At 41.3% G+C, this 24,887-nt stretch carries 26 protein-coding genes; 20 read left to right on the top strand and 6 right to left on the bottom strand.

Annotated features, from left to right (window positions below):
- Positions 1–226: 226 nt before the first annotated feature.
- From MsAg5_RS08195 to MsAg5_RS08205, 3 genes are all read right to left on the bottom strand, one after another.
- Entirely contained in the window at positions 227–823 is a 597-nt protein-coding gene (locus tag MsAg5_RS08195; RefSeq protein WP_338100177.1) for a CDP-2,3-bis-(O-geranylgeranyl)-sn-glycerol synthase, read from the bottom strand.
- Positions 824–903: 80 nt separating this feature from the next.
- Positions 904–1,065, bottom strand: coding sequence for a hypothetical protein (locus MsAg5_RS08200; RefSeq protein ID WP_338100138.1), 162 nt, complete (start codon positions 1,063–1,065; stop codon positions 904–906).
- A 76-nt stretch (positions 1,066–1,141) separates the two neighbouring features.
- Positions 1,142–2,047, bottom strand: coding sequence for a DMT family transporter (locus MsAg5_RS08205; protein WP_338100139.1), 906 nt, complete (start codon positions 2,045–2,047; stop codon positions 1,142–1,144).
- Positions 2,048–2,222: 175 nt separating this feature from the next.
- Between MsAg5_RS08205 and MsAg5_RS08210 the strand changes: the two genes are divergently transcribed.
- From MsAg5_RS08210 to MsAg5_RS08275, 14 genes are all read left to right on the top strand, one after another.
- Positions 2,223–2,471 (top strand): DUF2164 domain-containing protein, encoded by a 249-nt coding sequence (locus MsAg5_RS08210; RefSeq protein ID WP_338100140.1) that lies wholly within the window; start codon positions 2,223–2,225, stop codon positions 2,469–2,471.
- A gap of 124 nt (positions 2,472–2,595) precedes the next feature.
- Positions 2,596–3,045: a hypothetical protein gene (locus tag MsAg5_RS08215; protein WP_338100141.1), complete on the top strand. Its 450-nt coding sequence runs from the start codon at positions 2,596–2,598 to the stop codon at positions 3,043–3,045.
- 206 nt (positions 3,046–3,251) lie between these two features.
- The gene (locus tag MsAg5_RS08220) at positions 3,252–3,428 is read left to right on the top strand and encodes a 4Fe-4S binding protein (protein ID WP_338100142.1); all 177 of its coding nucleotides are present in this window, start codon (positions 3,252–3,254) and stop codon (positions 3,426–3,428) included.
- A 326-nt stretch (positions 3,429–3,754) separates the two neighbouring features.
- Entirely contained in the window at positions 3,755–4,006 is a 252-nt protein-coding gene (locus MsAg5_RS08225; RefSeq protein ID WP_338100143.1) for a 4Fe-4S dicluster domain-containing protein, read from the top strand.
- A 2-nt stretch (positions 4,007–4,008) separates the two neighbouring features.
- Positions 4,009–5,109: a 3-methyl-2-oxobutanoate dehydrogenase subunit VorB gene (locus MsAg5_RS08230; RefSeq protein ID WP_338100144.1), complete on the top strand. Its 1,101-nt coding sequence runs from the start codon at positions 4,009–4,011 to the stop codon at positions 5,107–5,109.
- Positions 5,109–6,581, top strand: coding sequence for a 2-oxoacid:acceptor oxidoreductase family protein (locus MsAg5_RS08235; protein WP_338100145.1), 1,473 nt, complete (start codon positions 5,109–5,111; stop codon positions 6,579–6,581). The genes MsAg5_RS08230 and MsAg5_RS08235 overlap by 1 nt, the downstream gene beginning before the upstream one ends.
- A gap of 335 nt (positions 6,582–6,916) precedes the next feature.
- On the top strand, positions 6,917–8,248 hold the full coding sequence (locus tag MsAg5_RS08240; RefSeq protein WP_338100146.1) for a cobyrinic acid a,c-diamide synthase CobB: 1,332 nt from the start codon (positions 6,917–6,919) through the stop codon (positions 8,246–8,248).
- Positions 8,249–8,583: 335 nt separating this feature from the next.
- Entirely contained in the window at positions 8,584–8,826 is a 243-nt protein-coding gene (locus tag MsAg5_RS08245; protein ID WP_338100147.1) for a hypothetical protein, read from the top strand.
- Positions 8,827–8,988: 162 nt separating this feature from the next.
- Entirely contained in the window at positions 8,989–10,026 is a 1,038-nt protein-coding gene (locus MsAg5_RS08250) for a DNA double-strand break repair nuclease NurA (protein WP_338100148.1), read from the top strand.
- A 4-nt stretch (positions 10,027–10,030) separates the two neighbouring features.
- Positions 10,031–11,623: an ATP-binding protein gene (locus tag MsAg5_RS08255; protein WP_338100149.1), complete on the top strand. Its 1,593-nt coding sequence runs from the start codon at positions 10,031–10,033 to the stop codon at positions 11,621–11,623.
- Positions 11,623–11,772: a hypothetical protein gene (locus MsAg5_RS08260; RefSeq protein WP_338100150.1), complete on the top strand. Its 150-nt coding sequence runs from the start codon at positions 11,623–11,625 to the stop codon at positions 11,770–11,772. Before MsAg5_RS08255 ends, MsAg5_RS08260 begins: the two co-directional genes overlap by 1 nt.
- A 2-nt stretch (positions 11,773–11,774) precedes the next feature.
- Positions 11,775–12,767 carry a hypothetical protein gene (locus tag MsAg5_RS08265; protein ID WP_338100151.1) on the top strand — a complete coding sequence of 331 codons (993 nt, stop codon included), beginning with the start codon at positions 11,775–11,777 and terminating at the stop codon, positions 12,765–12,767.
- A 114-nt stretch (positions 12,768–12,881) separates the two neighbouring features.
- On the top strand, positions 12,882–13,952 hold the full coding sequence (locus tag MsAg5_RS08270) for a hypothetical protein (protein WP_338100152.1): 1,071 nt from the start codon (positions 12,882–12,884) through the stop codon (positions 13,950–13,952).
- A 5-nt stretch (positions 13,953–13,957) separates the two neighbouring features.
- Positions 13,958–14,902 (top strand): hypothetical protein, encoded by a 945-nt coding sequence (locus MsAg5_RS08275; RefSeq protein ID WP_338100153.1) that lies wholly within the window; start codon positions 13,958–13,960, stop codon positions 14,900–14,902.
- Between the two features lie 5 nt (positions 14,903–14,907).
- Here the strand turns inward: MsAg5_RS08275 and MsAg5_RS08280 are convergent, their stop codons facing one another.
- A complete protein-coding gene (locus MsAg5_RS08280; protein WP_338100154.1) occupies positions 14,908–15,732 on the bottom strand; it encodes a DNA adenine methylase in 825 nt (274 codons plus the stop codon).
- Positions 15,733–16,024: 292 nt separating this feature from the next.
- Between MsAg5_RS08280 and MsAg5_RS08285 the strand changes: the two genes are divergently transcribed.
- The gene (locus tag MsAg5_RS08285) at positions 16,025–17,083 is read left to right on the top strand and encodes an MtaA/CmuA family methyltransferase (protein WP_338100155.1); all 1,059 of its coding nucleotides are present in this window, start codon (positions 16,025–16,027) and stop codon (positions 17,081–17,083) included.
- A gap of 185 nt (positions 17,084–17,268) precedes the next feature.
- Here MsAg5_RS08285 and pyrH read toward each other — a convergent pair whose 3' ends face one another.
- Complete coding sequence (gene pyrH / locus MsAg5_RS08290; RefSeq protein WP_338100178.1) at positions 17,269–17,964, bottom strand: UMP kinase; 696 nt, start codon at positions 17,962–17,964, stop codon at positions 17,269–17,271.
- A gap of 252 nt (positions 17,965–18,216) precedes the next feature.
- Here pyrH and MsAg5_RS08295 point away from each other — a divergent pair, with 252 nt between their 5' ends.
- The 5 genes from MsAg5_RS08295 to mutY all read left to right on the top strand — a co-directional run bounded on the left by MsAg5_RS08295 (position 18,217) and on the right by mutY (position 23,241).
- A complete protein-coding gene (locus MsAg5_RS08295; RefSeq protein WP_338100156.1) occupies positions 18,217–19,167 on the top strand; it encodes a tetratricopeptide repeat protein in 951 nt (316 codons plus the stop codon).
- 89 nt (positions 19,168–19,256) lie between these two features.
- The gene (locus tag MsAg5_RS08300) at positions 19,257–20,603 is read left to right on the top strand and encodes a DUF1266 domain-containing protein (RefSeq protein ID WP_338100157.1); all 1,347 of its coding nucleotides are present in this window, start codon (positions 19,257–19,259) and stop codon (positions 20,601–20,603) included.
- Positions 20,604–20,746: 143 nt separating this feature from the next.
- Positions 20,747–21,301 (top strand): DUF4240 domain-containing protein, encoded by a 555-nt coding sequence (locus tag MsAg5_RS08305; protein ID WP_338100158.1) that lies wholly within the window; start codon positions 20,747–20,749, stop codon positions 21,299–21,301.
- 78 nt (positions 21,302–21,379) lie between these two features.
- Positions 21,380–22,039, top strand: a complete 660-nt coding sequence (locus tag MsAg5_RS08310; RefSeq protein WP_338100159.1) for a suppressor of fused domain protein — start codon at positions 21,380–21,382, stop codon at positions 22,037–22,039.
- 59 nt (positions 22,040–22,098) lie between these two features.
- Positions 22,099–23,241 (top strand): A/G-specific adenine glycosylase, encoded by a 1,143-nt coding sequence (mutY, locus tag MsAg5_RS08315; RefSeq protein WP_338100160.1) that lies wholly within the window; start codon positions 22,099–22,101, stop codon positions 23,239–23,241.
- Positions 23,242–23,797: 556 nt separating this feature from the next.
- On the opposite strand, the gene MsAg5_RS08320 is transcribed toward mutY, so the two are convergent.
- Positions 23,798–24,682: a polyprenyl synthetase family protein gene (locus tag MsAg5_RS08320; protein WP_338100161.1), complete on the bottom strand. Its 885-nt coding sequence runs from the start codon at positions 24,680–24,682 to the stop codon at positions 23,798–23,800.
- Between the last annotated feature and the right edge of the window lie 205 nt (positions 24,683–24,887).

The raw sequence follows: 24,887 nt of genomic DNA on the forward strand, positions 1-24,887 counted from the left end.
CATTTTTTAAACCCGTCGGAATCGACCGGTTTAAAATCAATTCTTTAAACCCGCCGAAATCGACCAGTTTAAAATCAATTCTTTAAACCCGTCGAAATCGACCAGGTTAAAATCAGAATGCAAATCAAAAATGAAAACAAAAATAAAAACAAAAATAAAAATGAAAACAAAACGAAAATAAAATGAAAACGAAAATAAAAATGAGTGGTAATTGTTATAAAACCGATTACCACGGCTCATTTTTAATGCCGAGTTTATACCCGACAATGTTGGTGCCGACGTGCAAAAGCGGCGTGATGATAATCACCGCAATCAACGGCCAGAACGCCAAGGTTTGGAAGAACCAGGTCCAGGACGTCAGCATCGTCAGCAAAAAGGCGCCGATGAGGAAATCGTATTGGTCGACGAGCGGGAAAGCAGCGCCGCGCGGAAGTCCGATTCTTCTTTTGATAAAACTGAACGTCATGTCGCCGAGAAGCGCGCCGACGGCGAGCGATAAAATGGCGACGCAAGCGGACAAGTCCAGCGCGTCCGGGACGCCGGTGGCTGAAAATCCGGGAAGGGCGATGCCGAAGAAATTGAATCCGAATTTCAACAAAAAGATTTCAATGATTCCGACTAAAAAACCGAGAAGCGTGCCCGCAAAAAAGCCGCGCCAGGTTTTGCCGTCGCCGAGAATCCGGCGGCCGTCTTTCATCGTTTTTCCGCCGTCGATCGGGCGGCCGCCGCCGAGAAGCGCGGCAAAAGAGTTGGGCAAATACGCGGGCAGCATAATCCAAAGACCGACAACGATTGCCGTGACAATTTCAAGAAGCATAATCATCTTTTCCATTTAAAAAATTGAAATAAATGCGAATCATCAAAGATATTTTTTTCTTAAAATGCCTTTATCTTATAATATCGTTATTCTTTAAGTGGACAGCACTTTGACAAATTTAATCTTTCACGCATATTTTCATCGCTGATCCAATCGGAATTTGTTTGAACAGACTGTTCCGCTTCATCCAAAGCTTCCAACAATTGAATCAATGCTTTTTCGGATTCATTCGAATTTGATGATTTCAAACTTGAAATTAAACCTTAGCGTTCGGATATTTCTTCAGACATAATAATCACAAAATTTATGATGTTGTCTTTAGATTTATATTTTTTCAACAGCTTCGATTTTTGAAACATTCGTCTCTTTCTTTTTATTCGGCATCAATTCCGCGAACATAACGCTCGCAAAGACAATCGCTGCACCGAGATACTGAATCGGCAGAAGGTGTTCCGACGCGAACAGATACGCAAACAATGCGGCAAAGACCGGCTCCAAGGCGAAAATTAATCCGATGTGGGACGGCGTCGTATATTTTTGAGCGACCACTTGAGCGATAAATCCGAACGCGCTGCAGAAAATGCCGAGGAACAGAACCGGAACCCACAAGTCAATCGTATTCGGAATGAACGGATCTTCGAAAATCAGCGAAAAAACCAATCCGAAAAGAGCGGTGAAACCGAGCTGAATAATGCCCAAGTTGAGCGGATCCACTTCCGGAATGTCCACGAACTTTTTGGACAGCATGATGTGGGTAGAATAAACGACGGCTGCGAGAACGCAAACCAGATCGCCGAGACCGACGCCCATGGATCCTTCCAAAGTCATCAGTCCGATGCCGATGGTGGCGCAAATGCTGGCGATGATGATTTTCTTTTCCGGAAATTTTCGGTAAGCCAGAGACGACATGATCGGAACGAAAATCACCGTGAGGCTGCCCAAAAATCCGACATTGGAAATGGTGGTGTATTGAATGCCGTAATTGACGCCGGCGAGCGTCAGAAACAACAAAAATCCGAGAGCAACGCCGCATTGGATGGTTTTGGCGTTGATTTTGGAGAAATGGCGGAAAAACAGAAGCACGGCAACGATAAAGCCGACGCTGAAGCGAAGAGCGATGAAATTAAAAATCGGAATCGATTGGATGCCGACGCGGGTAAAGAGATAAGAGAGACCCCAAAAAAAGACGACCATAAACATGAGTAAGTCTGCTTTTTTCTGAGAGTCCATAAAAATTCACGGATGATTTCAATTTATTCTTTCTTTATAATGGTATCTGATAATTTTTTAAATACATTATTTTTATGTTTTGATTTGTTTCAACAATAAAATATTATAACTGAAAAGACAATAAAAAGAAGAACAGAGAGAACAGAGAACAAAAACAGAATAAAGAGATGAAAAAATGAAAAAAGACGAAAAACCAATCCTTTCCAAAGAAAAGCGGTCTGCCGCTGCCGGCCTCATCAAAAAATACCTGGAAGAAAATTCGGACGCGGAAATCGGCCAAATGCAAGCCGAATTTTTGATGGATTTTATTGCCGACAATATCGGCGTTTATTTTTACAATCAAGGCGTCGCCGACGCGATGACTTTTATGGCGGAAAAAACGGAAGATTTGTTTGTGCTCATGAAAGATGAAAAATTGAAATAAATAATAAGTTAAAAGATAAGTAAAAAATAAATTAAAAAGATTAATAAAAATAATAAAGATAATAAATTAAAGAAAATAAATTAAAGATAATAAATGAATCAAATAAACCGAAGGAGAAATTCTGATGGCATTCTCGTTTTCCGATTCCAAAATGACGGTTTTGCCGTTTTCGGAACTGCCGGTCCGCTACCGGATCAGTTCAACCGCTTGGCAGCCGAAGGTGTCTGATTTTGAATCCGGCGCGGAGCTGGCGGAACAGCTTCTCCAAAAAGCGGTTGTCATTTACAATGAGAAAGCGTCGGAAGATTTTGTTGAATTTATGGCGCGCAGCCCGGCGTCCAACTGGGCGCAAACGGACCTGTTCATCGAGCCGGAAAAATATTACCGCCAATACGTTCTGTTTTTGAATGAACGGGGAGAACATTGTTTTTGGATCAATTTCTTCTGCCGGCCGGTCGGCAATTGGAAAGCCAGCCGCGTGGACGTGAAAAACGGCGGAACCTGCTATTTTTCCATCGGACTCAATATCGATACCGGAAAACGGTTTGACTTTTTGGTGAACGGCAAAGAATGAAATTTTCATATGCCGACATTTTTTCGTCGAGCCGTCAAAAATACGATTTACCGTTGCCGTTTTTTGCAAAACGTATATAAAATATATGCGTATTATGTGGTGTATATGATTCATGTAATACCGATTGGGAGCATTACATAATCCATAACCCAAAAAATAATTCTTTTTAAATCATAAGTATTGAAATTATTACGGAGGAGAAAATTATGCCAGCAATTATTGATGAAAACGAGTGCACCGGATGCGGACTTTGTGTGGACGAATGTCCGGCCGAAGCCATTACCCTTTTGGACATCGGCGTCTCCCGTGTTGACCCGGCGGAATGCACCGAATGCGGCGCTTGCGTCGATGTGTGCCCGGTTGCAGCCATCACTTTAGAGTAAACCCAATGAACCGATCTTTTCGGTTTCATTCTTCTTTTTATTTGTTTTTTTTTGAAAAGTATTTTTCTGTTTTGTGTTTATTTTCTTCTGAGCCTTACCGTTTGTATTTGACCGGCAAGCTGCCCGGTAAAAAAGAACAAGCCACGATTTTGAAAAATTGAAAGGATCTGGACAGCCGGATTCGTCGGTTCGCTTTTAAATTGATCGTCCATCACCTTCATTAATTATAAATAGGGCAATTTCACCATAAGGGTTATTCTTTTGATAGATGATTTCTATTCAATTTTTACCATAATTCAACCACTTTATTCTAAAGGAGTCTACAGATGTCAGAAACAAATGAGAAAGGGGTGCCTTACCCGGTCATCAACATATTGGAATGCAAGTCGTGCGGCCGGTGTGTTTTCGATTGTCCGAAAGGCGTTTTGAAAATCGGAACGATGCTCAACGAACGCGGCTATGCGCCGGTCGTGTACGCCGGTTCCGGCTGCAGCGGATGCGGCAACTGTTATTACACTTGCCCGGAACCGCTCGCGATTGAGGTTCACATTCCGAGAAAAACAAAAACGGAGGTCTGAAGATGACGATTCAATTGATTAAAGGAAATACGGCCGTTATTATCGGCGCCATGTACGCCGGATGCGACTGTTATTTCGGATATCCGATCACGCCGGCCAGTGAAATTTTGCATGAAGCGTCGAAATATTTCCCGATGGCGGGACGAAAGTTCGTGCAGGCCGAATCGGAAGAAGCGGCGATTAACATGGTTTACGGCGCGGCCGCCACCGGTCACCGGGTTTTGACGGCGTCGTCCGGCCCCGGCATGAGTTTGAAACAGGAAGGCATTTCCTATTTGGCCGGCGCGGAATTGCCGTGTGTGATCGTGGACGTGCAGCGGGCGGGCCCGGGTCTCGGCAACATTGGTCCCGAGCAGTCCGACTACAACCAAATTGTCAAAGGCGGCGGACATGGCAACTACAAAAACATTGTTCTGGCGCCCAACTCCGTTCAGGAAATGTGCGACTTGACCATCAAAGGATTTGACCTGGCGTTCAAATACAGAAACCCGGTCGTCATTTTGGCGGACGGCGTTTTGGGACAAATGATGGAGCCGGTCGCGTTCCCGAAAGCGGCGGTTGAGCCGAAAATCGACAATTCCTGGTCGGTCGGCGGCAACGCCGAAACGAAAAAGAATCTGGTCACCTCCATCTTTTTGGATTTCGACCAGCTGGAAGCATTCAACAACAAACTCATGAAAAAGTATCAGGCCGTTTGCGAAAACGAACCGATCTATGAAGAGTATATGATGGACGACGCGGACATCATTTTGGTTTCTTACGGCATCAGCAGCCGGATTTCCAAGAGCGCGGTCGACACCGCCCGCCAAATGGGTATTAAGGCCGGCCTTTTCCGCCCGATTACGCTGTTCCCCTTCCCGGAAAAACGCATTCAAGAGATTGCAGAGCGGAACTGTACTTTCCTGGCGGTGGAAATGAGTTCCGGACAGATGCGCGAAGACATTATGCTCGCGATCCGCTGCAAGCGCGACGTCGAATTGGCGAACCGGATGGGCGGCAACATCATTGAGATGGACAAAGTGATTCAGAAAATTAAGGAAATTGATCAAAAACAAAAGCAGGCAAAGAATAATCAAACAGCTGCAACGCCGGAGGCGAAATAATGGCAGGCGAAATCGTCAACAGTCCGCAAACCAAAGCCGGATCGGGTTCTGTTGAAAAAGTCATGAAAAAACCGGCGAGCATGAACGACATTTATGAACGCAAAGGCGGCGCCGCGCCGACCGCCACGCACTATTGTCCGGGATGCGGACACGGTGTGATTCACAAATTGATTGGCGAAGCGATTGACGACTTGGATGTTCAGGACCGCTGCGTTCTCATCAGTCCGGTCGGCTGCGCCGTTTTCGCGTATTACTACTTTGATTTCGGAAACGTTCAAACCGCACACGGACGGGCGCCGGCTGTCGGCACCGGCATTTCGCGCGCGCAGGACAACGCGATTGTGATGTCGTACCAGGGCGACGGCGATTTGGCGTCGATCGGCCTCAACGAAACCATTCAAGCCGCCAACCGCGGCGAAAAGATGGTCGTCTTTTTCGTGAACAACACGGTTTACGGCATGACCGGCGGCCAGATGGCGCCGACAACCTTGATCGGCGAAAAAACCGTGACGTGCCAGGATGGCCGCGACCCGAACTTCGCCGGCTACCCGCTGCATATGTGTGAAATTTTGAGCAATCTGCAAGCTCCGGTTTTCATCGAACGGGTGTCCGTGTCGGACGCGAAACACATCCGGCGCGCCAAAATCGCGATTAAAAAAGCGCTTGAGATTCAGCGCGACGGCAAAGGCTACGCTTTTGTCGAGATTCTGTCGGGCTGCCCGAACAATCTGAAACAGGATGCAAAAGGGTCTTCTGATTTCATTAACGAACAAATGGAAAAGGAGTTCCCGCTCGGCAACTTCCGCGACCGCTCCGCGGACGCGTGCCCGGTGATCCGGCCGACAACTGATTTTTCGACCAAGCGGTTGGTTGAGATTTTCGGAACGTCGGACGCCGCAACTTCGAAAGCTGATGCTGCCTTTGAAAATTCCCGGATTAAAATCGCCGGTTTCGGCGGCCAGGGCGTTCTCTCAATGGGCATTATTTTGGCGGAAGCCGGTTGCGCCGGCGGCAAAAATGTTTCCTGGTATCCGTCTTACGGCCCGGAACAGCGCGGCGGAACGTCGAACTGCTCCGTGGTTTTGTCCAAAGATCCGATCGGATCACCGGTCGTGTACGCGCCCGACATTTTGGTCGCGCTCAACCGCCCGTCGCTGGACAAATTCGCCAAAGACGTCAAAGCCGGCGGATTTTTGTTGTACGACGACACGATTGAAGGTTTTGAACCGCCCAAAGACGTCACAGTTATTGCGGTTCCGGCGGTTGAAATCGCCACAAAAGGCGGCTCTCTGAAAGCCGTCAATACGGCGATGCTGGGCGTCATTATGGAACTCGGAAAAACCGGTCTTTCGGAAGAAGATTTCCAAAACGCAGTCAGATCCGCCTTTGCTGATAAACCAAAATTGGTGGATTTGAACTTGGATGTTTTGAAAGCGGGCGCCGACTGGGCGAAGGCGAATTTGAAGAAATGAATGAAATTTGATTTCATTCTTTTTCTTTTTTCTTATTTTATCTTTTTTTGAATTATATTTCAAAACTGTGGGGGCGGCTTTGGCGCGCACCGGGCGGCTTTTGAAGAAAAACCGGATTGGTTTTTGAGGGATAAATAAAGGTTTGTTTCGGAAGATTTTGAGTCTTTAATTTTTTTGGTTTTTACTCCATTTATTTTGTCATCTTTATTCATTGCTATCATTTTTTAATAAAAATAGGGAAATATTTATTTGTGATAGGGTTTTCTTTTCCTTTGTTATTGTCATTTTTTATTTTTAATTTCTAATTTCTGAGATGAACGACAAAAGGTGAAACCATGACAAAAGGATTCTTGATTGCGGGAACGAACAGCGGTGTCGGAAAAACAACGTCGTCGATGGGCTTGATGGCGGCTTTAAAAAAGCGCGGCCAAACCGTTCAGGCTTTTAAAGTCGGTCCGGATTACATCGACCCGAGTTACCACACGGCGATTTGCGGCCGCGAATCCCTCAACCTGGACACCTACATGATGGGAACGGACGGCGTTCTCGACACTTATCTGCGTGCATCACAAGGTTCCGATTTGTCGATTGTGGAAGGCGTGATGGGCCTTTACGACGGCATGGACTCGACCGAAATTTCGGGCGCCGCCCACGTCGCCAAAACCTTAGACGTTCCGGTCTTTTTAGTCATCAACGTTCACGGGATGTCGCGCAGCACCGCCGCCATGCTGAAAGGTTACGCCGAATACGACAAAAACGTGAAAATCGCCGGCGTGATTCTCAATAAAGTCGGCAGCCCAAGACACTTGGAGCTGATTCGCGGCGCTCTGGACGGCAAAATCCCGATCGTCGGCGCGCTTCCGAGAAACGTCAACATCGCCGTTCCCGAGCGTTACATGGGCCTGCATATGCCGGACGAATCCGACTTTGATTTTTCGGAACTGGCGGACTTTGTCGAACAGAACATGGACATTGATTTGATTTTAAAAATTGCCGCCGAATACGAAAAGAAATATCCGGAACCGGCGCCGCCTTTGAAGCACGACGTCGACGTGAAAATCGGGGTCGCTCAAGACAAAGCCTTTTGTTTCTATTACCCCGCCATGCTCGACGCCCTGAAAAAAGCCGGCGCCGAACTTGTCTTTTTCAGCCCGACAAAGGGAGAACTGCCGGAAGCCGACGGTTATTATTTCGGCAGCGGTTACCCGGAATTTTGCATTCAGGAACTGTCGGATTCTCCGACGACCAAGAAGCTGAAGAATTTGGCCGCCGCCGGGGTTCCGATGTTCGGCGAAGGCGCCGGACTTTCGTATTTATGCAAATCTTACACGACGGACGACGGAAAATTCAAAATGGCGGACATTTTGCCGGCGGAATCCGAAATCACGAAAAAGCTTCAGGGGCTTGGTTATGTCGAAGCCCAGCCGTTGTCGCCGGCGCCGCCGTTTGGAAACAAGAATATTAAGGCGCATGAGTTCCACTACTCTTTGACGACGCCTGAGAAGGATTCTAAATTCGCTTATGAAATGTTACGCGGGAAAGGCATTTTTGAGAAAAAAGATGGACTTTTCGAGTATAGTGTCATGGCCGGATATATGCAGATGCACCCGGGATCTTTCCCTGTTGGGGATTTCGTGGAGAAGTGTCGGGTGAATAAGAGAAAATGACTTTGATAAGTTACTTTTCTTCTTTTTTTGTTTTTCTTTTTTTGAAGGGAATTGGGTCCATTTTTTCGTCGCGTAGTGGAGCGGCGGCGAAAAGAGGATTGGGGCGGTTTTTTGTTTTTGAGTTTTTTGATAGCATGGGTGAGTTCTTTTTTGAGTTCGAGCGAACAAGCCCGAAAAATCAAACGCTTTGTGTTTGATTTTCTCGGATTCCGATGACAGATTTATGAACAGTAGCGTCAGATGTAAACTCGGAAATTGAATAAATTGGCATAACTAAATATTTTTAATTTCATTTAATTGAAATTTATAAATATTATCCAGTTGTTTCTAACTTTATGGCATTAATTGAAAGAGACAACATCGAACATGTTCGAAATGATAATCCAAAAATTCACAAAAATGTAAACAGGTGCACATACAGCGTGTATAAAATTGATGAAAAGAAGTACATTCAATTTGATACTTTTGGAACTTCTGAACGTGCAAATCCTAAGAAATCCAGCCAAACCATACAATTTGATTCAGAAACTGCAAAACACCTCGTTCAAATATTTAAAGAAGAAAGGCTGATAGAATAAAAGAATACTATAAAATATTTTCATTGAAGGCCTTACTATTACAGAAAATTATTTATTAAATAGATTATAATAATCAATATCATTCAAACTATTTTTATTTTGAAAAGTAAATATTAGTAGGGGGTTGCTAAAATCGAAAAGGTTGAAATTTTTGAGAAAAAATTGAATGTTCATAAAAATTTCGAGAAAACCCTTGAAGCGGTGCGTTCCGAAAAAATAAGTTTGCCACCGATTCCTTCTCCTGAAAATCTTGATTCAAATAATTTTTTTTCATCGGGATATGGAAAAATCGAGTACGATATTATCACATATGAAAACTTGGACGCAAAAAATGGGTTGGAATATTATAATTCAAAAATTGTTTTGGGGTATGATGAATCCATCCAAAAATATCAAGCCTTGGAAGGAGCAGCCTATTTTACTTCTCATTCACTGATTATGTTGGACCCCGAAGAGAAAGATTACATCCCCTCTAGCTTTTTGACATTTTATTTTTATACGAGATCAAAAACAATATTGGAGAACAGTGAATATATAAAAAGTGTAGACACTTCTTCTAACCCAGAAGATGTCTCTGATTTTACAAATGAACAATTTGAATCAGCTTATAAAAAGGACTATGCTAACGATAGATCATATTTGATCTCTAAATGTCCCCCCAATTCAATTTTGTTTGTTGATGGCCCGCTCATTGGTGCCCAAATGAGTGAGTATACTGTAAAAATGAATCACGCTCTCTTAGAGAAAAATATTGTTCCAATTTTTTTTATAAAAAATAGTTCTAGCAACCTTGTTATTGATAATGTCTCCGAATTGCGTTCAAAATTCAACTCAGATATGCATTGGTCATATCAATTTTTAAAACAAGGTCAAAGAACTAATTTTTTTAAGTATACTGATAAAACAAACTCTTCCTTTTCAAAAGTATTTTGCTATTTGAAACCATTCAAAAATAGGAGCCCACAGAGGGTTGAAATTCATACAAAAACGTATGAGATGTACAAAAATGAAATTGATTCTATTATGAATTTAGTTTACTATTTTTTGTTAGTACATGGCGATGTCAATAATCCTCAGGTCCGTCCAGTTGCTATTGCCGAAATGTATGCTCGCCACACATTAAATGTTTTTAATATTTATGAAATGGTAAATTCTACAAAACTTACGCCTACAATGAATGAAGTAAGAGGATTCAAGTGATGAAATGACATGGATAGTTGTTGGAAGGGAAAAAGACAAAATTAAATTCGTATCGAAAAGTTCTATGGAAGCTTTGCTTCCAAAAGGATATTACATAACAATAACCGAGCCAGAGGATTCTAATGTTATCTTGAGGGTTGAAGACAGCTATCAAGATTTTCCATACAATCCATCACCTATGATTGTCGATATGGATTTATCTCCATTAATTCAAGACCAAAAATGTCAGAATACGATTCTTGCTTACCCGATAAAAGATTTAAAAGGAAGACAGGATGGTTTAGTAAATTATATACGCCCATTATCGGTGGCCAGGCGCGCTAACCAAGATGAAATCAATAAAGCATTTGATTGTGATGTTAACGAGAAGGGACCAAAGATCTTTTTAGGTACAATCCAAGGAACTGAAAATAAAATTTTAATGGATGAGTCTGGAAACTTATTAACTGCAAGCCTTCCTGAAGACTTCTTTTTTCATCAAACCATGATTTGCGGTAAAACCGGCAGTGGAAAAACCGTATCAACAAAATACTTGGCACAATACTTTGTCGATAAAATGAAGGGAGCAGTTCTTGCGATAAACGTTAAAGATATTGATTTTTTAACGATGGACAAAGCTTCTAATGTTGTCAATGACCAGATATTACATGAATGGGAAGTTTTAGGGGAAAAGGCAAGAGGTGTAGAATCTACTTTAATTTATTACCCATCCACAATTAACATGAAAAGTAACAAGGAAATCAATCGAAGTATATGCAAACCAATTACGTTGGACGTAACAACAATTGATCCCACATCCTTAAATGGCATTCTCCAAAATATTTCAGACCTCGGTGCTCAATATTTGCCTGATATTTTCAGATATTGGAAGGAGGAATACGTTCCTAATAAAAATGATAAAGACTATTTTAAATTTAAAAATTTCGTGAAATGGTTTGCAGATATTAACCGGAGTAAAGGGGATGAAAAAAATCTATTCCCTACAAAAAATATGCGTGGAGATCTTTATGATATACCACTACATGCTGGAACAGCATCTAATATTTTGAGAAATCTTAATAACTCCGCTGACTATTTTGATGATGAAAATGGAAGACCCATTGATGGAAATGATATATTACAAAGAGGAAAAGTATCAATAATTGATATTCAGGACGAGAGATCAAAAATCTTCGGCTCAATATTATTACGCCAACTACTGCACCATATTGAATATTTAAAAACTAATAATGATAGTAAAATTCCAGTTCTTGTAATTATTGATGAAGTCCATCAATTCTACAATACTGAAAGTTCCAAAGAAGCACTTGGCGATCTTGATACAATATGTCGACAAGGACGAAGTCAAGAAATAGGAGTGATCTTTTCATCACAAAATCCCTCAGATATACCGAGAGGGCTCTCAAGTGTAATTAATACAAAAATCTTTTTTAAATCAGATTCAGCTGCAGTCAAATCAATTGGAACATCGATAACTGAAACAGAATTCGAGAACTTGAAGAAGGGGTTTGCAATAGTTAGTGTTCATGATCGATCTCAATTAAAAATTGTAAAGTTTCCCTTATCTTTTGCTGGAGTCTATAGGAGGAATGAATAATGGAAGAAATGTCAATTTTAGATTTATTGCAAAATTTATGTGACAGTGAAGAAAGTAAGTGGTTACTATTACAAATTTCGGAATCGTTGAATGATCCTGAGTTTGATTTTGAAAAAATCATTGAACGGTTTATTTCTCGGGAGGAATAAGTATGCTTTCAATTGATTATACAATTAAAAAGGATAATGATACTTATGTTCCAATTGAAAAATGGAAAAATATTAATTCAAACATATTTATGTTAACGGCTCCAAATGGACAAGGAAAGAGTACATATTTGAATATTATTGCAACCGGATTATATGGACATAAACTTTCAGAAAAAAGTTGTCATATATCAAAAACCATAAAACCAAAACTTGAAAACATGAATAAAAGAGTAGGGAAAGATCTTTCTTTTGATATTACCATCAAAAATACAAAAGGTTCAATATTAAATTTAAAAAAATCCTTAGATTCAAAAGATGTTGATATTTTAGAAAATAATGAAATATTAAACCCTGATCAATTTGAAAAAAAATATTTTTTGATATATGACATCCCAGAAGATCCCCTTGGAAGATTATCTCATTTAACATCAGAAGTAGAAGTTGAACAAAAGAGATATGATGACCAATTAAAAGATTTTTCGAGATATTTAAATGATACAATAAAAGATATACAATCGCGTAAAAATCCAGAAGAAATTGAAAAATTGAAAAAAAGGATTATGGACGGCCATAATGAAACTGAAAAATTAAGCAGAGATTTAGAAACACAGAGAGAGAAGCATGATGTGTTATATAGATATCATATTTTGAGATCATATAAATTTAATTCGGAAAAAAATCAAGAATATCAAGAGCAATATAAAAAGCTCCAAGCCACTGAAGCAAACAAAGAAAATCAGAAAAAGCTGTCTTCAAAAAATAACAAAATACAACAAACAGCAAAAGTCCAAATGGAGGCAATTGAATCTGATTTTGAAGATATAAAAAATACAATGGAGGATTTTTTTTCAAATAAATATAAAGCTTATTCAATTATTAAAAACATCGACATTTCTGAATCTTTGAAGGATTTTTCAATCCCCGTTGGATTTGTTGAGTCATTGGATATGGCTTCAAAACAACTAACAGATTACTGTTTAGAAGACACAAAGTAGAAGGAAGCAAACAATAATACTGAATTTTATAAAATCATTAAAAATGCATTTGAAATAGCCTTTGATCGTATTCCCCAAAAAAAATTAGAGACAATATCGGGAACAAATACAACAATGGATGACATCATTCAATATATTGACAAGGAATATAATGATTGTACAAATGTGTCTATAAATTATTCAAAGGCTAAAAGAACAAAAGAAAAAATAACTAAATTAAAAAGTGTAGGAATTCCAGATTATAAAAAATCACTCGATGATTTAAAGATTATTTCAAAGAAATCTCCTGAAAGCATTATTGATGACACAGAAAGTGACATGAAAGAATTGAGAAAAAAAATTAAAGAAACTGAAGATGCTCTGAACAAATTGAAAACTTATGGCGACGAAATAGGATTAAAGTTATCCAGTCTTTCAATTAATAAAATAAATTCTGACATAGAGGAAATTAAATTAAATAATCCTAATTTTAAGAATTATTATTCGATTGGTGGAATAGATTTATGGAAAGAAATTGAGTCTATTAAAATAGGAATTAATTCAAAAAATGAAAGTTTATTGAGAAATATTTCTCAGGTGGAAATATATCAAGATAAATTAAATGAGTTATTAAAAAAAGAACCACATAAATATCAAGAAAACTATGATAATGGAGAAATTCAAAAACTTGCTGAATTAGTTAAAAATCTATCATTATCTCTTAAATCGTATGGTGATTATTTAACAGATATGAGAAAGAAAAACAAGCCTGAAAGTAAGCGTACAGTCTCACATGATGGAAATCCTAAAGTTACATGGGAAATTAGTCCCTATGAAAATTATTGTAAAATGATTTCTAGATATTTTGCTTTAAAAATAAAACAATTTAATTTTACAAGTGATGTTTTCAATCCAAAATATGTAAATATAGTTACAGAAGAAATTATATTAGATAATGGTAAATCAATAAAATTTGATGATATAAGTACTGGTCAAGGAATAAGCCTATATCTCCAAACTCTTGTTAACCGATCGGCTACAGATTCGCGAAAAATAATTGCGTTATTCGATGAAGTATCTACAATGGATAAAAGATCTTTAGACCCAATATTAGAGATTCTTAGAAAATTAAATGAATCTGGAAAGTTAATGTTAGCAATTTTTGTAAAGATGGATGAAATTTATGAGGTTTATAATTTGGAGTAAGATTTATGTCTAAATATGAATTGGATGAAGAGATTATAGATGAAAATGAAACATTAGTTTTAAAAAAGGTATTTTATGACAAATTTAGAAGTTCATTTTATAGTAAATCTAAAACAGCTGACTCAATTGAAAATAAATCAATTTTTATCGATTTATTGAAAAAAGATCCGACACCAGTTCAAAATATAATTAAAGAAAATAGTGTATCTGTAGATGATTTACCATCATTTCAATTAAATGAATTATTATCAAAAAATTTAATAAAACAATCACTGAAACCAAATGAATATACAATATCTTCCAATGGAATATGGTACATTGAGAAGGAATTAGAATTGGTAGATGTGTCAAAGGTCATTGAGTTTGTTGATAACAAATTTTTTGATTTTGGTGCATCTGAAACATTGAAACCGCTAGAGAAAATTGCATTGCTGACTTTAATTTCAATTGGAGCATTCTACAAAAAAACGCCACTCGATAGAAATAATGGAGAATCCTATTCTTCAAAATTAAGTGAAATATTGGAAAAGTCAAGAGAGTTTTTAATTAATGAAGAATTTATTCCAAAGTCATCTAAATTGGGAGTAGTAGATGAAAAGCAAATTGTCGATTCCGTATTCAAGAGAGTAAACGATTTGCCAAAAAAAACAATGCACTTATGTCAATTAGAAGCACCAAAAAAACATTATTTATCCCTCTATGATGAAGAAAATTGTCAATTCGATTTTAAATCATTAAGCTTTCTTTTATGGAAAATTTTCGGAGATAATTTAAGTTTAGACCAACAAAGAAAAATTGACGAGTTCTGTCAAAAGATTATGATAAATAATTTATACGATGTGTTTAATCCAGATCAAATTCATGACCATCTTTACTATAAAGGGGGATATGAAAATGCAATTTCAAATGCATTGTTTGACATTGGAGAATTAAGAGGTAATTGGAAATGAAATGTTCAACCATTTATTTTATAATTTGAAATAAATACCTCTTTTCCCTTTTTTGCTTGTTTGCTCTCTTTTCTGTTATTCACACCATATTGCAATTCCCATTCCTTAATTTCAGCAAAACCAAACAATTCTCGAATTTCTGGGGAATCATCACAGGTAATTAACCATTTACACTTATTTCCACATTTTTCGACTGTGTCTGCAAATCGCTCATGATCAAAATCTCTATGAAGGTTGCCTTTAACCCCGTATAATCGTGATTCCTTTACATTCAAATAAGGAGGATCTAAAAAAATAAAAGTATCTTTATGACAATTTGTCATAACCTTTTCATAATCCATATTTGTAATTGTTACATCTTTGAGTAAATCTGACAAAGGCCTCAATCTTTCAATAGAGGATTCAGTAAATCGTTTTTCAAAAGACTCATTGGAATATCCACCACATTCAGCCAACCCTGAAAATGTGATTCGATTTAATATGAAAAAGCGAACTGCATTTTGATAAATATCATCTTCTTCTTTCACTTTCAATTTTTCATATAATTTTTTTCCACTTCGTGTTCGACTTTTTATATCCTTCAAGTCTTGAACCATTTCATCACAGTTTTTTTGCACTTGGTCCCAAAAACAATAAAGATCGTAATTAAAATCATTTATCCAGTATTTACGATTGGAATTTTGTTGAATTTGTGAAATAAAAACAGAGCCGCCACCAATAAATGGTTCTCGATATTCCGAAAACTCTTTTGGAAACATGGGAAGAATTTGCTTTAAAGCCCTAGACTTTCCTCCAGGATAACGCAATGCGGTTTTAATGGTCTTTTGCATAGGGCTCACTTTTATTTTTTCAAATCATAAATTCCACAAAATATTAAAGTGTACCCGTAGTTAAATATGGCGTTGGACCACTTATAAATACAAACAAAGCCTATCTCTTAACCAGCAAATAACCCCCATCCCTACTCAATTTTCCCCTTTTCCTTTTTCTCCCAAATAACACCCGCTCACGGTTTTCGGAGATTTGTTCAATTTAACACCCCTTTGCTTTTTGAAAAACGTCTTTCACTTCAAATTTTGTTTCATTTATTCCCATAAAATTAAACAAAAAAGGTGATTCATTATGGAAAGCGAACTTTCAGCCGCTCAGCGGTTTATTTCCGCCATGACCGGCGACTATGTCGATTATATTCCGCCTGGTGGCGGTCTTATTTCAATTACCGCAGATATGATTGCCGCCGCGGGCGCCTCTTGGCCGAAAGCCAACCAAGACGCTCAGATGATGGCGAAATTGGCGGCCATGCCGCTTGAACTCGCCGGCATCGAAGGCGCCACGCTTCCATTCGACATTTCTTTGGAAGCGGAAGCCCTGGGCGCCACTTTGGATTGGGCGAAACCGGACCGCCCGCCGGTCAAAAATCATTTCGTCACAGATCCGGACGACTTGGTTCTTCCGGAAAACATCGAAGCCTGCGGCCGAATTCAAGTCGTCCTTGACGCGATTGAAATTCTGAAAGAAAAGTATGCCGACGATTTGGCGATCGTCCCGACAACGGTTGCGCCGTTTACGATCGCCGGGCATTTGGCCGGCGTTGAAAACCTTTTCATGTGGATTTTGGAATCCCCGGAAAAAGTGCGCGCCCTTGTTGACAAAATCACGACGTTCGTCATCGGTTATCAGGAACTGCTCGCCGAATACGGCGCCGACGTCATGTTCCAAGTCGATCCGACGTCGTCGGGCGACATGCTTTCCGGCGACATGTTCAAAGAATTTGTGCTGCCCTCTCACGAAGCGTTGGCAAAGTCGTCGCCGGTTCCGCGTGTGACGCACATCTGCGGCAACACAAAGCCGATGCTCCAACATATCCGGAATTCCGGCGTCGATGGATTCTCGTTTGACACGGCTGTTCCGGTTTGGTACGCCAAAAGCATTCTCGGCGATTGCGTTCGAACTTACGGAAATTTGGACGTCATCGAATTGATTCCCCGAAAAACACCGGCGGAAATTTATGCGGCGACACAGGAATGTATCCGGCAAGGCGTGAACGCCGTCGGAACCGCGTGCGACATTCCGGAAGCGACGCCGCTTGAAAATGTGAAAGCGATTGTTCAAGCGTGTAAAGAAACGCCGGTGCCGACAAAAAAGGAAGTCAGGGAATACAACGCCCAATTCAAAAAATAAGAAGTAAAAAACGACATCTTTTTTTTACATATCAAGCAAACCATTCCGCAAAAAACAGACGCCAACGGCGTCTGTTTAAGCGGGAACGGCTTTATTGAATTTTAAAAAATGACCCTCGGTTTTGACCCAAAAAGAGAATGCGTCGCCATAACGCGCGCGTGGCGCCCGCCAAAAAAGAAAAAAAGTTAAGGAACGATAATCGTTCCGCAGGAAACTTTTTGAGGTCCTTTCGCTTCGTTTTTAACCAATGCCGTCAAATCGTCCAATTGCCGCCCGTCCATCACAATCGTCCGGATGCCGCAGCGCTCAATCAATTTGCAGGCAATCGGGTCAATCGGAGACTTGGAACCGGCTTTTAACGACATGCCGGCGGATAATTGAACCAATTGCGTTGCCGTCATCGTTTCATATTTTTTGGCGGTTTTGTCGGTGTTCGGATCGGCCGTGTAAATGCCGTCAACCGACGTCGGAATGATAAGAAGATCGGCTTTCAGATATTCGGAAAGCGCGGCGGAAACCGCGTCCGTGGTTTGTCCCGGAAGAACACCGCCCATGACAACGATTTTGTTGAATTGCATCGCAATCGCGGCTTCGTTGTAGTTTTGCGGCACTTCGGGGTAAGCGGCGTCGCCTAAGGCGGCGATGAGCAGTTTTGCGTTGAGGCGGGTGATATCGATGCCGATGAAATCACAGGTGACTTCGTCCGCGCCGGCGCCGCGGGCGGCTTCAATGTATTTGCGCGCAGAAACGCCGCCGCCGACCACAATCAACAAACGGTGTTCTTCGGACATTTTCAAGAGAGCGTCCGCATACTTTTTAAAACGAAGGGGATCTAAGTCGCCCGCCAAAATCGAGCCGCCGAGGGACATGACAATAAGCATGTAATTCATCCATCCTGATTTTATTTGATTGATTTTTATTGAAATTATTGATATGATTTGTATTTAAGAAATCTATTCTAAATGGCTAAACAAAGTGAGACCAAATTTTTAAATGTGTCGATGAAAAAAAGCGCGGGAATAAAAATTCGGTTCAAAATTGACCCAAAAGGATTAAAAGGTTATATTTAATTCAAAAGTAGAAACAGATTCAGATTATTTATTTTAAATTTAAAAACCAACGAGAGGGGTAAAATGACAACAGAAGAGAAAAAACAAGAGACAGAGCAAGAGACAAAGCAAGAAACGACAGAAAACGTTGCGGAAACCACGCCTGTTACCGGTGAATCGCCGGCAACTCTGGGAAAGAAATATGAATCCACGGCCGACCCCGGATACATGTATAACCAATTGGCGGAACGCGAAAAAGCGCTTGAATATTATGACGGCGTGATTGCGGAAGATCCGAAAAACGGCGACGCTTGGTACAACAAAGGACTCACCCTTCATGGATTAAGCCGCTTTTATGAAGCGATTGACGCCTATGACGAGGCGATTGCCGTCAATCCGAATGACAGCGACGCTTACTACAACAAAGGACTCATTCAAGCGGAACTCGGACTGCCGGAAGACGCGATTGACAGCTACAATCAAGCCATTATGGCGGACGGCGAGAACTTGGACGCTATTTTCAACAAAGGCAACACGCTGATGGAATTAAAGCGGTATCCGGAAGCCGAGAATGCCTTTGACATCGTCTTGAAGAAAGACAAAAAACACTTCGGCGCCGCTTACAACAAAGCGCTCACCCAAGTTCAAATGGAAAAATTCGACGACGCCGTCAAATCCTTTGACACTGTCATTCAAATCGATCCGTCGAACCGGGAAGCCTGGTACGACAAAGGTCAGCTTTTGATGTCGCTCGGCCGGGAACAAGACGCCAAAGAAGCGTTCAGCATGACGCTGAAGCTGCTGCCGGATTTGCCGGACGCCTGGTTCAGAATCGGCGGTATTTTGGCGATGGTCGGCGAAAAAGAAAAAAGCTTGAAGTATTTGAAGAAATCCATCACGGCGAACGAAGAATCCAAAGAATGGGCGCTCCAAGACGTCGATTACAAATCGCTTTGGGAAGACCAAGACTTCAAAAACGTGTTGAACGGCGTCGACACAAAAATCAAAGCGTTTGAGGAACCGCCGAAAGATTAAGAATAAAATTTAAAAAAATAAAACAAAATAAAAAATAAAACAAAATAAAAAATAAAACAAAAACGAACGGAAAAAAAACAGAGGCAGGTATGATTGATATTTCGGAAACGTCTCAAAAGCTGAAAGACGTATTTGAGCGGATGTTTCAAAAATTGGAAACCGACCACACGGACATCTTGGTTCACGAAATTGAAATTTTTACCTGCTACGAAGACGGATTCATCAACGCCCTCATCAAAAACGGCGGTTACATTTCTCAAAAATATTGTCAGGAGCCTCGACCGGATTCGGATTTACCGGACGAATTTTTTAAAGAATACTTTGAAGAAGATGCGGACAGCGAGACGGTATTTTTGGCGTCGGAACTCTTTCCGAGCTGGATTGTTGACGTTGCGGCCGCCCCGTCTTTGTCAAAAGAGGAATTTTTTGAGTTAATCCAGCCGCTGATTGTCGCCGCTTTAAAATCCGCCAATGCCGGCCGTGATTTGCCGATGCTGCTGAAGCCGTTCACCTTTGTTCTCAAAATTTTCGGCTACCCCGAATCGGTCCTCTTTTTCCGAAACGCCGACGGCAAAGAAATGTGGGCCGGCGAGAATCAAAACTTGGACCGGTTTGAAGACAATAATGTCTCCGGAAAAGACATGATTCCGCCCGTCCAACAAATTGAATTGCGGATGACGTATTGGGACCGTTTGCCGGATAAAAATCCGAAAAACGAACTTTTATTTTGCGATGATTTTTCATTGCGGGAGACTCAATACTGGGCGCTGACAGCTGCAGCGCACACAGCCATTCGAAATGGGCACTGTTTGGATTCGCTGTTCTTGAACATGAGTCCGGAAGAAGCGCAAACACGTTTGTCGGACGTGTGGCAAGTGGACAGCCGGCTCGAATTGGTTCAAATTTTAGATTATTTCTGGTACGAGGGACAACATCTCAACTACGATATTGTTCTGGAAAGCTTGTTGTCCGTTCCCTGGTACGAATGGAAAGCGGAAATCGAAAGATTTACACAAGAAAACGAAGACGGCGATATCACCTATACTTTAATTCCGCTGCTGGAAACGATGGAAACAGCATTCAGTTTGCTGAAGCGGGAAAAAGTCATCACGTCCGATTTTGTGACAAGCGTGCTCGCCTGGGATTTCGGGCGTTTTATCTATGTTTGCCGTCTCGGATTTGCGGCCGGATACATCAGCGAAGAAGAAGCGTGGGACGCGATTATGCCGGCGGCGGACGCCCTTCAGCAAGAGTTTGAGTCTTGGGAAGAACTGTCAATTTCGTATTTGACCGGCTGCCTCCTTTGGAACGGATCTTTTCAGGAAAGAACGGCTGCCATCAATAATCACAATCTGTTGATTCAAAACCCGCAGAGTCCGTTTAATTCGCTTCCGTGGAACTTGGAATTGGAAGAAAACGGCGTCAATTTACAATAATTTTATGAATTTACAATAAATCAATTATTTATCCAATCCCGTTGATTAGATTCACTGAGCGCTGTTCAGCTTCATATAGAATGATTCAAATTTAACAAATTATCAATCACACGATTATAAAATTAACAAAAGGAAGGAATAAAATGGTTTCAAGAAAAGACATGATGTCGGAAGACTTGTTCTGGGAAATTATCGACAAAACGAAAGGCGGCGACCCGCAAGACCAGCTGGACGCCTTGGTGGCCGAGCTGTCGGTTCGCCCGGTCAATGAAATTTTAGGATTTGACTACCGGCTCGACAAATATTTGGAAAACTCCTATAGCCCTGATTTGTGGGCGGCCGCCTACATTATTTGCGGCGGATGCGACGACGATGAATTCGATTACTTCCGGGCCTGGCTGATTTCCCAGGGACGGGAAACCTATGAAAACGCACTCGAACACCCGGATTCTCTTTTCGACGTTTGCTCGAAGATGGGACAAAACGAATACCCCGACAACGAAGAAATCTTATACGCCGCCCTTGATTCTTATGAAGAAGCCACCGGAAAAGAGGATTTCTACGACGTTTTGGACACGTTTGAAGACGATTTCGCAATTATTGAAATTGAGCTGACTTGGGACGAAGAAGACCCGAAATCTCTTCGAAACATTTGCCCGAAGCTGTTTGATTTGTATTACGAGAATATCGGACAATAAACGAGAGCACGGGTTTGGAAGCGTCGTCGAAAACGATTGCTATAACGCGCGCGGCGCCGCCCCAAAAAATAAAAAAATATGAAACAAATGAACGCAGAAGAAACATCCGCTCAAAATGCCGACCAAATCGTTTTGGATCACCTCGCCCGGTTTTACGATGAAAAAGACATCGAGCTCATCGAAAAGACAACAGAAGATTTGATTCACGTTTATGCGGTCAAAGCCAACAAAGAGCGGCCGTATCATTTGCTGATCACCGCCGGCATGAGCGACATTCCGATGGAGGTTCCGCCGGGTTTTGAAGAGTTTCAGTTTGCGGAAATGATGATGCTTTTGCCGGAATACTGGCCGCTGTCGGAGACGGATTTGGAAGAAGAAGTCAACAACTGGCCAATTCAGGTTCTTCAAACGATTGCCGAACTGCCGGTTCCTGACCGCACCTGGGTGTCGTGGGGGCACACCGTTTCAAACACAGACGCGCCATTTTCGAATTTTGTTTTGTTTGAAAGCTCCCTCTTGGTTTATTCCATTACGACGTCGGAAGAGTTCGTTAAAATAGAATTGCCGGAAAAAACCGTTCACATTTACTCTGCGATTCCGCTTTACCCGGAAGAATTGGAATTTAAAATCAAATACGGCGCCGACAACCTTCTTGACAAATTTAACCGTTATCAAACGCCTGAAATTTTGGACTGCGACCGGGAAAACGTCTGCAATCCCAAACATTTGAGATTCTGAAAAGCTGACCGATTGATTTTATGACAAAAGCAAAATCGAAAAACGAACCTGATACAGAAATGACGGATCAGACAGACACAACGCCTCTTTCGTCGAGCCTGCTTGCCTGGTACGACAAAAACGGACGTGATCTCCCGTGGCGCGTCCGCGGCGCGCACCCGAATCCGTATTTGGTATGGGTTTCCGAAATTATGCTTCAGCAGACCACTGTTCAAACGGTGATTCCTTATTTTTACCGGTTCATGGACAAATTTCCAACGATTGAATCGCTTGCCAATGCGGATATTGAAGATGTTTTGCTGATGTGGCAGGGACTGGGCTATTACACCCGCGCCCGAAAATTGTATGAATGCGCCAAAACGATTGTTGCCGATTACGGCGGAAAATTTCCGGAAACGTATGCCGAACTGCTCAAACTGCCCGGAATCGGACCGTATACGGCCGCCAGCATTTCGTCGCTGGCGTTTGACAAACCGGAAGCGGTTGTCGATGGAAACGTTATTCGTGTGATTGCACGACTTTACTCGATGACGGAACCCGTTGATCAAATCAAACAGGAAATTGTCAAAAAGGCGCAGCAGCTGATGCCCAAAGAGCGGGCGGCCGACTATACGTCCGCCATTATGGATTTGGGGGCCACCGTTTGCACGCCCAAAAATCCGAAATGCAAAAGCTGTCCATTCAATTCGGATTGCTGTGCACTCAAAGAGGGAACCGTCGATGAGATCCCAATTATTGTAAAGTTGGAAAAGGTCAAAAAATCAGGACCGCTGTTTTGGATTGAAAACGAACGCGGCGAAGTATTCATTCGGAAAAGAACCGAGACGGGACTTTTGTCGGGACTCACAGAATTTCCGTGGTCGGCTGATGATGTGAGCGTCGGAAAAAAGGAACCGGAATTCCCGTTTGCAGGCGGCTGGACGTTCACAAATAAATCTGTCAAGCACGTTTTTACACATATTCAGTTGAGCTTGGACATTTATAAAACAGAAGTGAGCGGCAAGGAAGAGAAAAGTTCGGACTTTAAAGATTTCAAAACCAAAACAGGCGGCATTTTTGTTTCCAAAGAGAATTTTAAAGATTATCCGTTTTCGACTTTGATGAAAAAAGTGATTGCTGAGATGGAAAAGCCGGACGTGAAGAAAAACAAAAAGAGCGGCAGCAACAAGAAAACGGAAAATAAACAACTGAGCGACTTTTAATTTTCAATTTTTTATTTTTACTTTTTGATTCAATTACTTTTTTTCAATTAATAATTTCTTTTTTCAATCCCAAGCAAACCACCCCGCTTAAACAGACGCGTTTCGCGTCTGTTTAAGCGGATATCGCAGAACGGGAAGATGCAATCGAAAACAGCAGATGCAAAACTAAGCAAAACAGCAACTGTATTGTTGGAACCTGTTGGTGAAAATCGGAACAAGAAAACAACTGTATTGTTGGAAACAGCAGGTACAATCAGAAATATTAAAACAGTCAACTGCAGGTGCAAATCTAACTTGTAAAATAATAAGTGCAATCTGTTCTGTAAACTGAATGTATCTGACAGATCGGATTCCGCAAAATACAGACGCAAAGCGTCTGATTTTGCGGGATGGTTTGCTTGATTTTTAAAAAAATGACCCTTTGGTTTTTGAAAACTCGAAACAAAAAATGATCGCTATAACGCGCGCGCGGACCGCTCGCCAAGAAAAAAATGAAAAATAGAAAAGAAAAATGAAGAAAGGGAAAAAGAGAAGAAAAGAAAGGAAAAGATGGAAATCAGACCGCCAATTCCGGCGATTTTCTGACTTTGTCCATCAATCCATTCACGTAATCAATTAAATCAAACAACTTATCCTTAGACGGCGAGGCTGAAATGCCGGAAAGCGCTTCTTTGGAGCGTCCCAAGTATGCTTCAGCTTCCATAATTGTCTTCTTGGCGGCTTCTGCATAGGGCATCGATCTCAGGTGAATCGAAAACAAGCTGTCCGAGAGAATGCCGGACTCTTTGTCTTTGTAAAGGCCGAAGTCTTCGAGGAGGTCGTCAATGATTTGATATGCCATGCCGAACTCGTAACCGAACGTTCCGAAAGCGTTGATTTGATTTTCGTCATTCGGCTGCGCGATCCGGGCGCCGATTTTCGCGCTGATTTCAAAAAGGGCAGCGGTTTTTTTGTAAATGCATTCGAGATATTCTTCAGCTTTCATTTCGCCGCGTTTGATGCTCGCGTCAATGATTTCGCCTTCGGAAAGAAGCGCGCCCGAATGTCCGAAATCCCAAACCACTTGATTCTCGTAAACGGAAATCCATTCAATCGACTTCGCAATCAAAAAGTCGCCGCACAAAATCGCAGCCGCCATGCCGTATTTTTCGTGAATGGTTTGCTGGTTGCGCCGCATTTTGCCGTCGTCCAAAATGTCGTCGTGTGCGAGCGACGCCGTGTGAATGGCTTCAATCGCGAGACACGCGTTGGTCGCGGACTTGTAGTCGCCGCCGGCTGCGCCGCAGGACAACATAATCGTCAGCGGGCGTAATTTTTTGCCGCCGGCGTTAAAGATGTAACTCGTTATTTTCGTGAGCGCCGGCGACGAAGAAATATTTGACGCGGCTTCCGTCACGGCGCCGATAAAGTGCTTGTATTCATCCCAATCTTCAATTCTCATAATTTTTACCCTTTCAAATACGTAAACCCGATGCTGTAAAATAAATGTGAAATCAATAAACAAATAGTCCCTATTTCTGAAAATTAGTCAGAGTGAACGTTTTTATTCGTCATAATTCGTTTTTTTATTATATATCTGTTTTGAATAATAAAATCGAATAATCAAATCAAAAGTTATTCGAACAATGTTTTGAAAATTTAATTTT

It is taken from the genome of Methanolapillus africanus (assembly GCF_032714475.1).
In the GTDB taxonomy this organism is placed as follows: domain Archaea; phylum Halobacteriota; class Methanosarcinia; order Methanosarcinales; family Methanosarcinaceae; genus Methanolapillus; species Methanolapillus africanus.

Excerpts from the sequence above, each read along its gene's own strand:
- MsAg5_RS08195 (WP_338100177.1), bottom strand. The coding sequence starts at position 823 with ATGATTATGCTTCTTGAAATTGTCACGGCAATCGTTGTCGGTCTTTGG.
- MsAg5_RS08205 (WP_338100139.1), bottom strand. The coding sequence starts at position 2,047 with ATGGACTCTCAGAAAAAAGCAGACTTACTCATGTTTATGGTCGTCTTT.
- MsAg5_RS08210 (WP_338100140.1), top strand. The coding sequence starts at position 2,223 with ATGAAAAAAGACGAAAAACCAATCCTTTCCAAAGAAAAGCGGTCTGCC.
- MsAg5_RS08215 (WP_338100141.1), top strand. The coding sequence starts at position 2,596 with ATGGCATTCTCGTTTTCCGATTCCAAAATGACGGTTTTGCCGTTTTCG.
- MsAg5_RS08220 (WP_338100142.1), top strand. The coding sequence starts at position 3,252 with ATGCCAGCAATTATTGATGAAAACGAGTGCACCGGATGCGGACTTTGT.
- MsAg5_RS08225 (WP_338100143.1), top strand. The coding sequence starts at position 3,755 with ATGTCAGAAACAAATGAGAAAGGGGTGCCTTACCCGGTCATCAACATA.
- MsAg5_RS08230 (WP_338100144.1), top strand. The coding sequence starts at position 4,009 with ATGACGATTCAATTGATTAAAGGAAATACGGCCGTTATTATCGGCGCC.
- MsAg5_RS08235 (WP_338100145.1), top strand. The coding sequence starts at position 5,109 with ATGGCAGGCGAAATCGTCAACAGTCCGCAAACCAAAGCCGGATCGGGT.
- MsAg5_RS08240 (WP_338100146.1), top strand. The coding sequence starts at position 6,917 with ATGACAAAAGGATTCTTGATTGCGGGAACGAACAGCGGTGTCGGAAAA.
- MsAg5_RS08245 (WP_338100147.1), top strand. The coding sequence starts at position 8,584 with ATGGCATTAATTGAAAGAGACAACATCGAACATGTTCGAAATGATAAT.
- MsAg5_RS08255 (WP_338100149.1), top strand. The coding sequence starts at position 10,031 with ATGACATGGATAGTTGTTGGAAGGGAAAAAGACAAAATTAAATTCGTA.
- MsAg5_RS08260 (WP_338100150.1), top strand. The coding sequence starts at position 11,623 with ATGGAAGAAATGTCAATTTTAGATTTATTGCAAAATTTATGTGACAGT.
- MsAg5_RS08265 (WP_338100151.1), top strand. The coding sequence starts at position 11,775 with ATGCTTTCAATTGATTATACAATTAAAAAGGATAATGATACTTATGTT.
- MsAg5_RS08270 (WP_338100152.1), top strand. The coding sequence starts at position 12,882 with ATGGATGACATCATTCAATATATTGACAAGGAATATAATGATTGTACA.
- MsAg5_RS08275 (WP_338100153.1), top strand. The coding sequence starts at position 13,958 with ATGTCTAAATATGAATTGGATGAAGAGATTATAGATGAAAATGAAACA.
- MsAg5_RS08280 (WP_338100154.1), bottom strand. The coding sequence starts at position 15,732 with ATGCAAAAGACCATTAAAACCGCATTGCGTTATCCTGGAGGAAAGTCT.
- MsAg5_RS08285 (WP_338100155.1), top strand. The coding sequence starts at position 16,025 with ATGGAAAGCGAACTTTCAGCCGCTCAGCGGTTTATTTCCGCCATGACC.
- pyrH (WP_338100178.1), bottom strand. The coding sequence starts at position 17,964 with ATGCTTATTGTCATGTCCCTCGGCGGCTCGATTTTGGCGGGCGACTTA.
- MsAg5_RS08295 (WP_338100156.1), top strand. The coding sequence starts at position 18,217 with ATGACAACAGAAGAGAAAAAACAAGAGACAGAGCAAGAGACAAAGCAA.
- MsAg5_RS08300 (WP_338100157.1), top strand. The coding sequence starts at position 19,257 with ATGATTGATATTTCGGAAACGTCTCAAAAGCTGAAAGACGTATTTGAG.
- MsAg5_RS08305 (WP_338100158.1), top strand. The coding sequence starts at position 20,747 with ATGGTTTCAAGAAAAGACATGATGTCGGAAGACTTGTTCTGGGAAATT.
- MsAg5_RS08310 (WP_338100159.1), top strand. The coding sequence starts at position 21,380 with ATGAAACAAATGAACGCAGAAGAAACATCCGCTCAAAATGCCGACCAA.
- mutY (WP_338100160.1), top strand. The coding sequence starts at position 22,099 with ATGACGGATCAGACAGACACAACGCCTCTTTCGTCGAGCCTGCTTGCC.
- MsAg5_RS08320 (WP_338100161.1), bottom strand. The coding sequence starts at position 24,682 with ATGAGAATTGAAGATTGGGATGAATACAAGCACTTTATCGGCGCCGTG.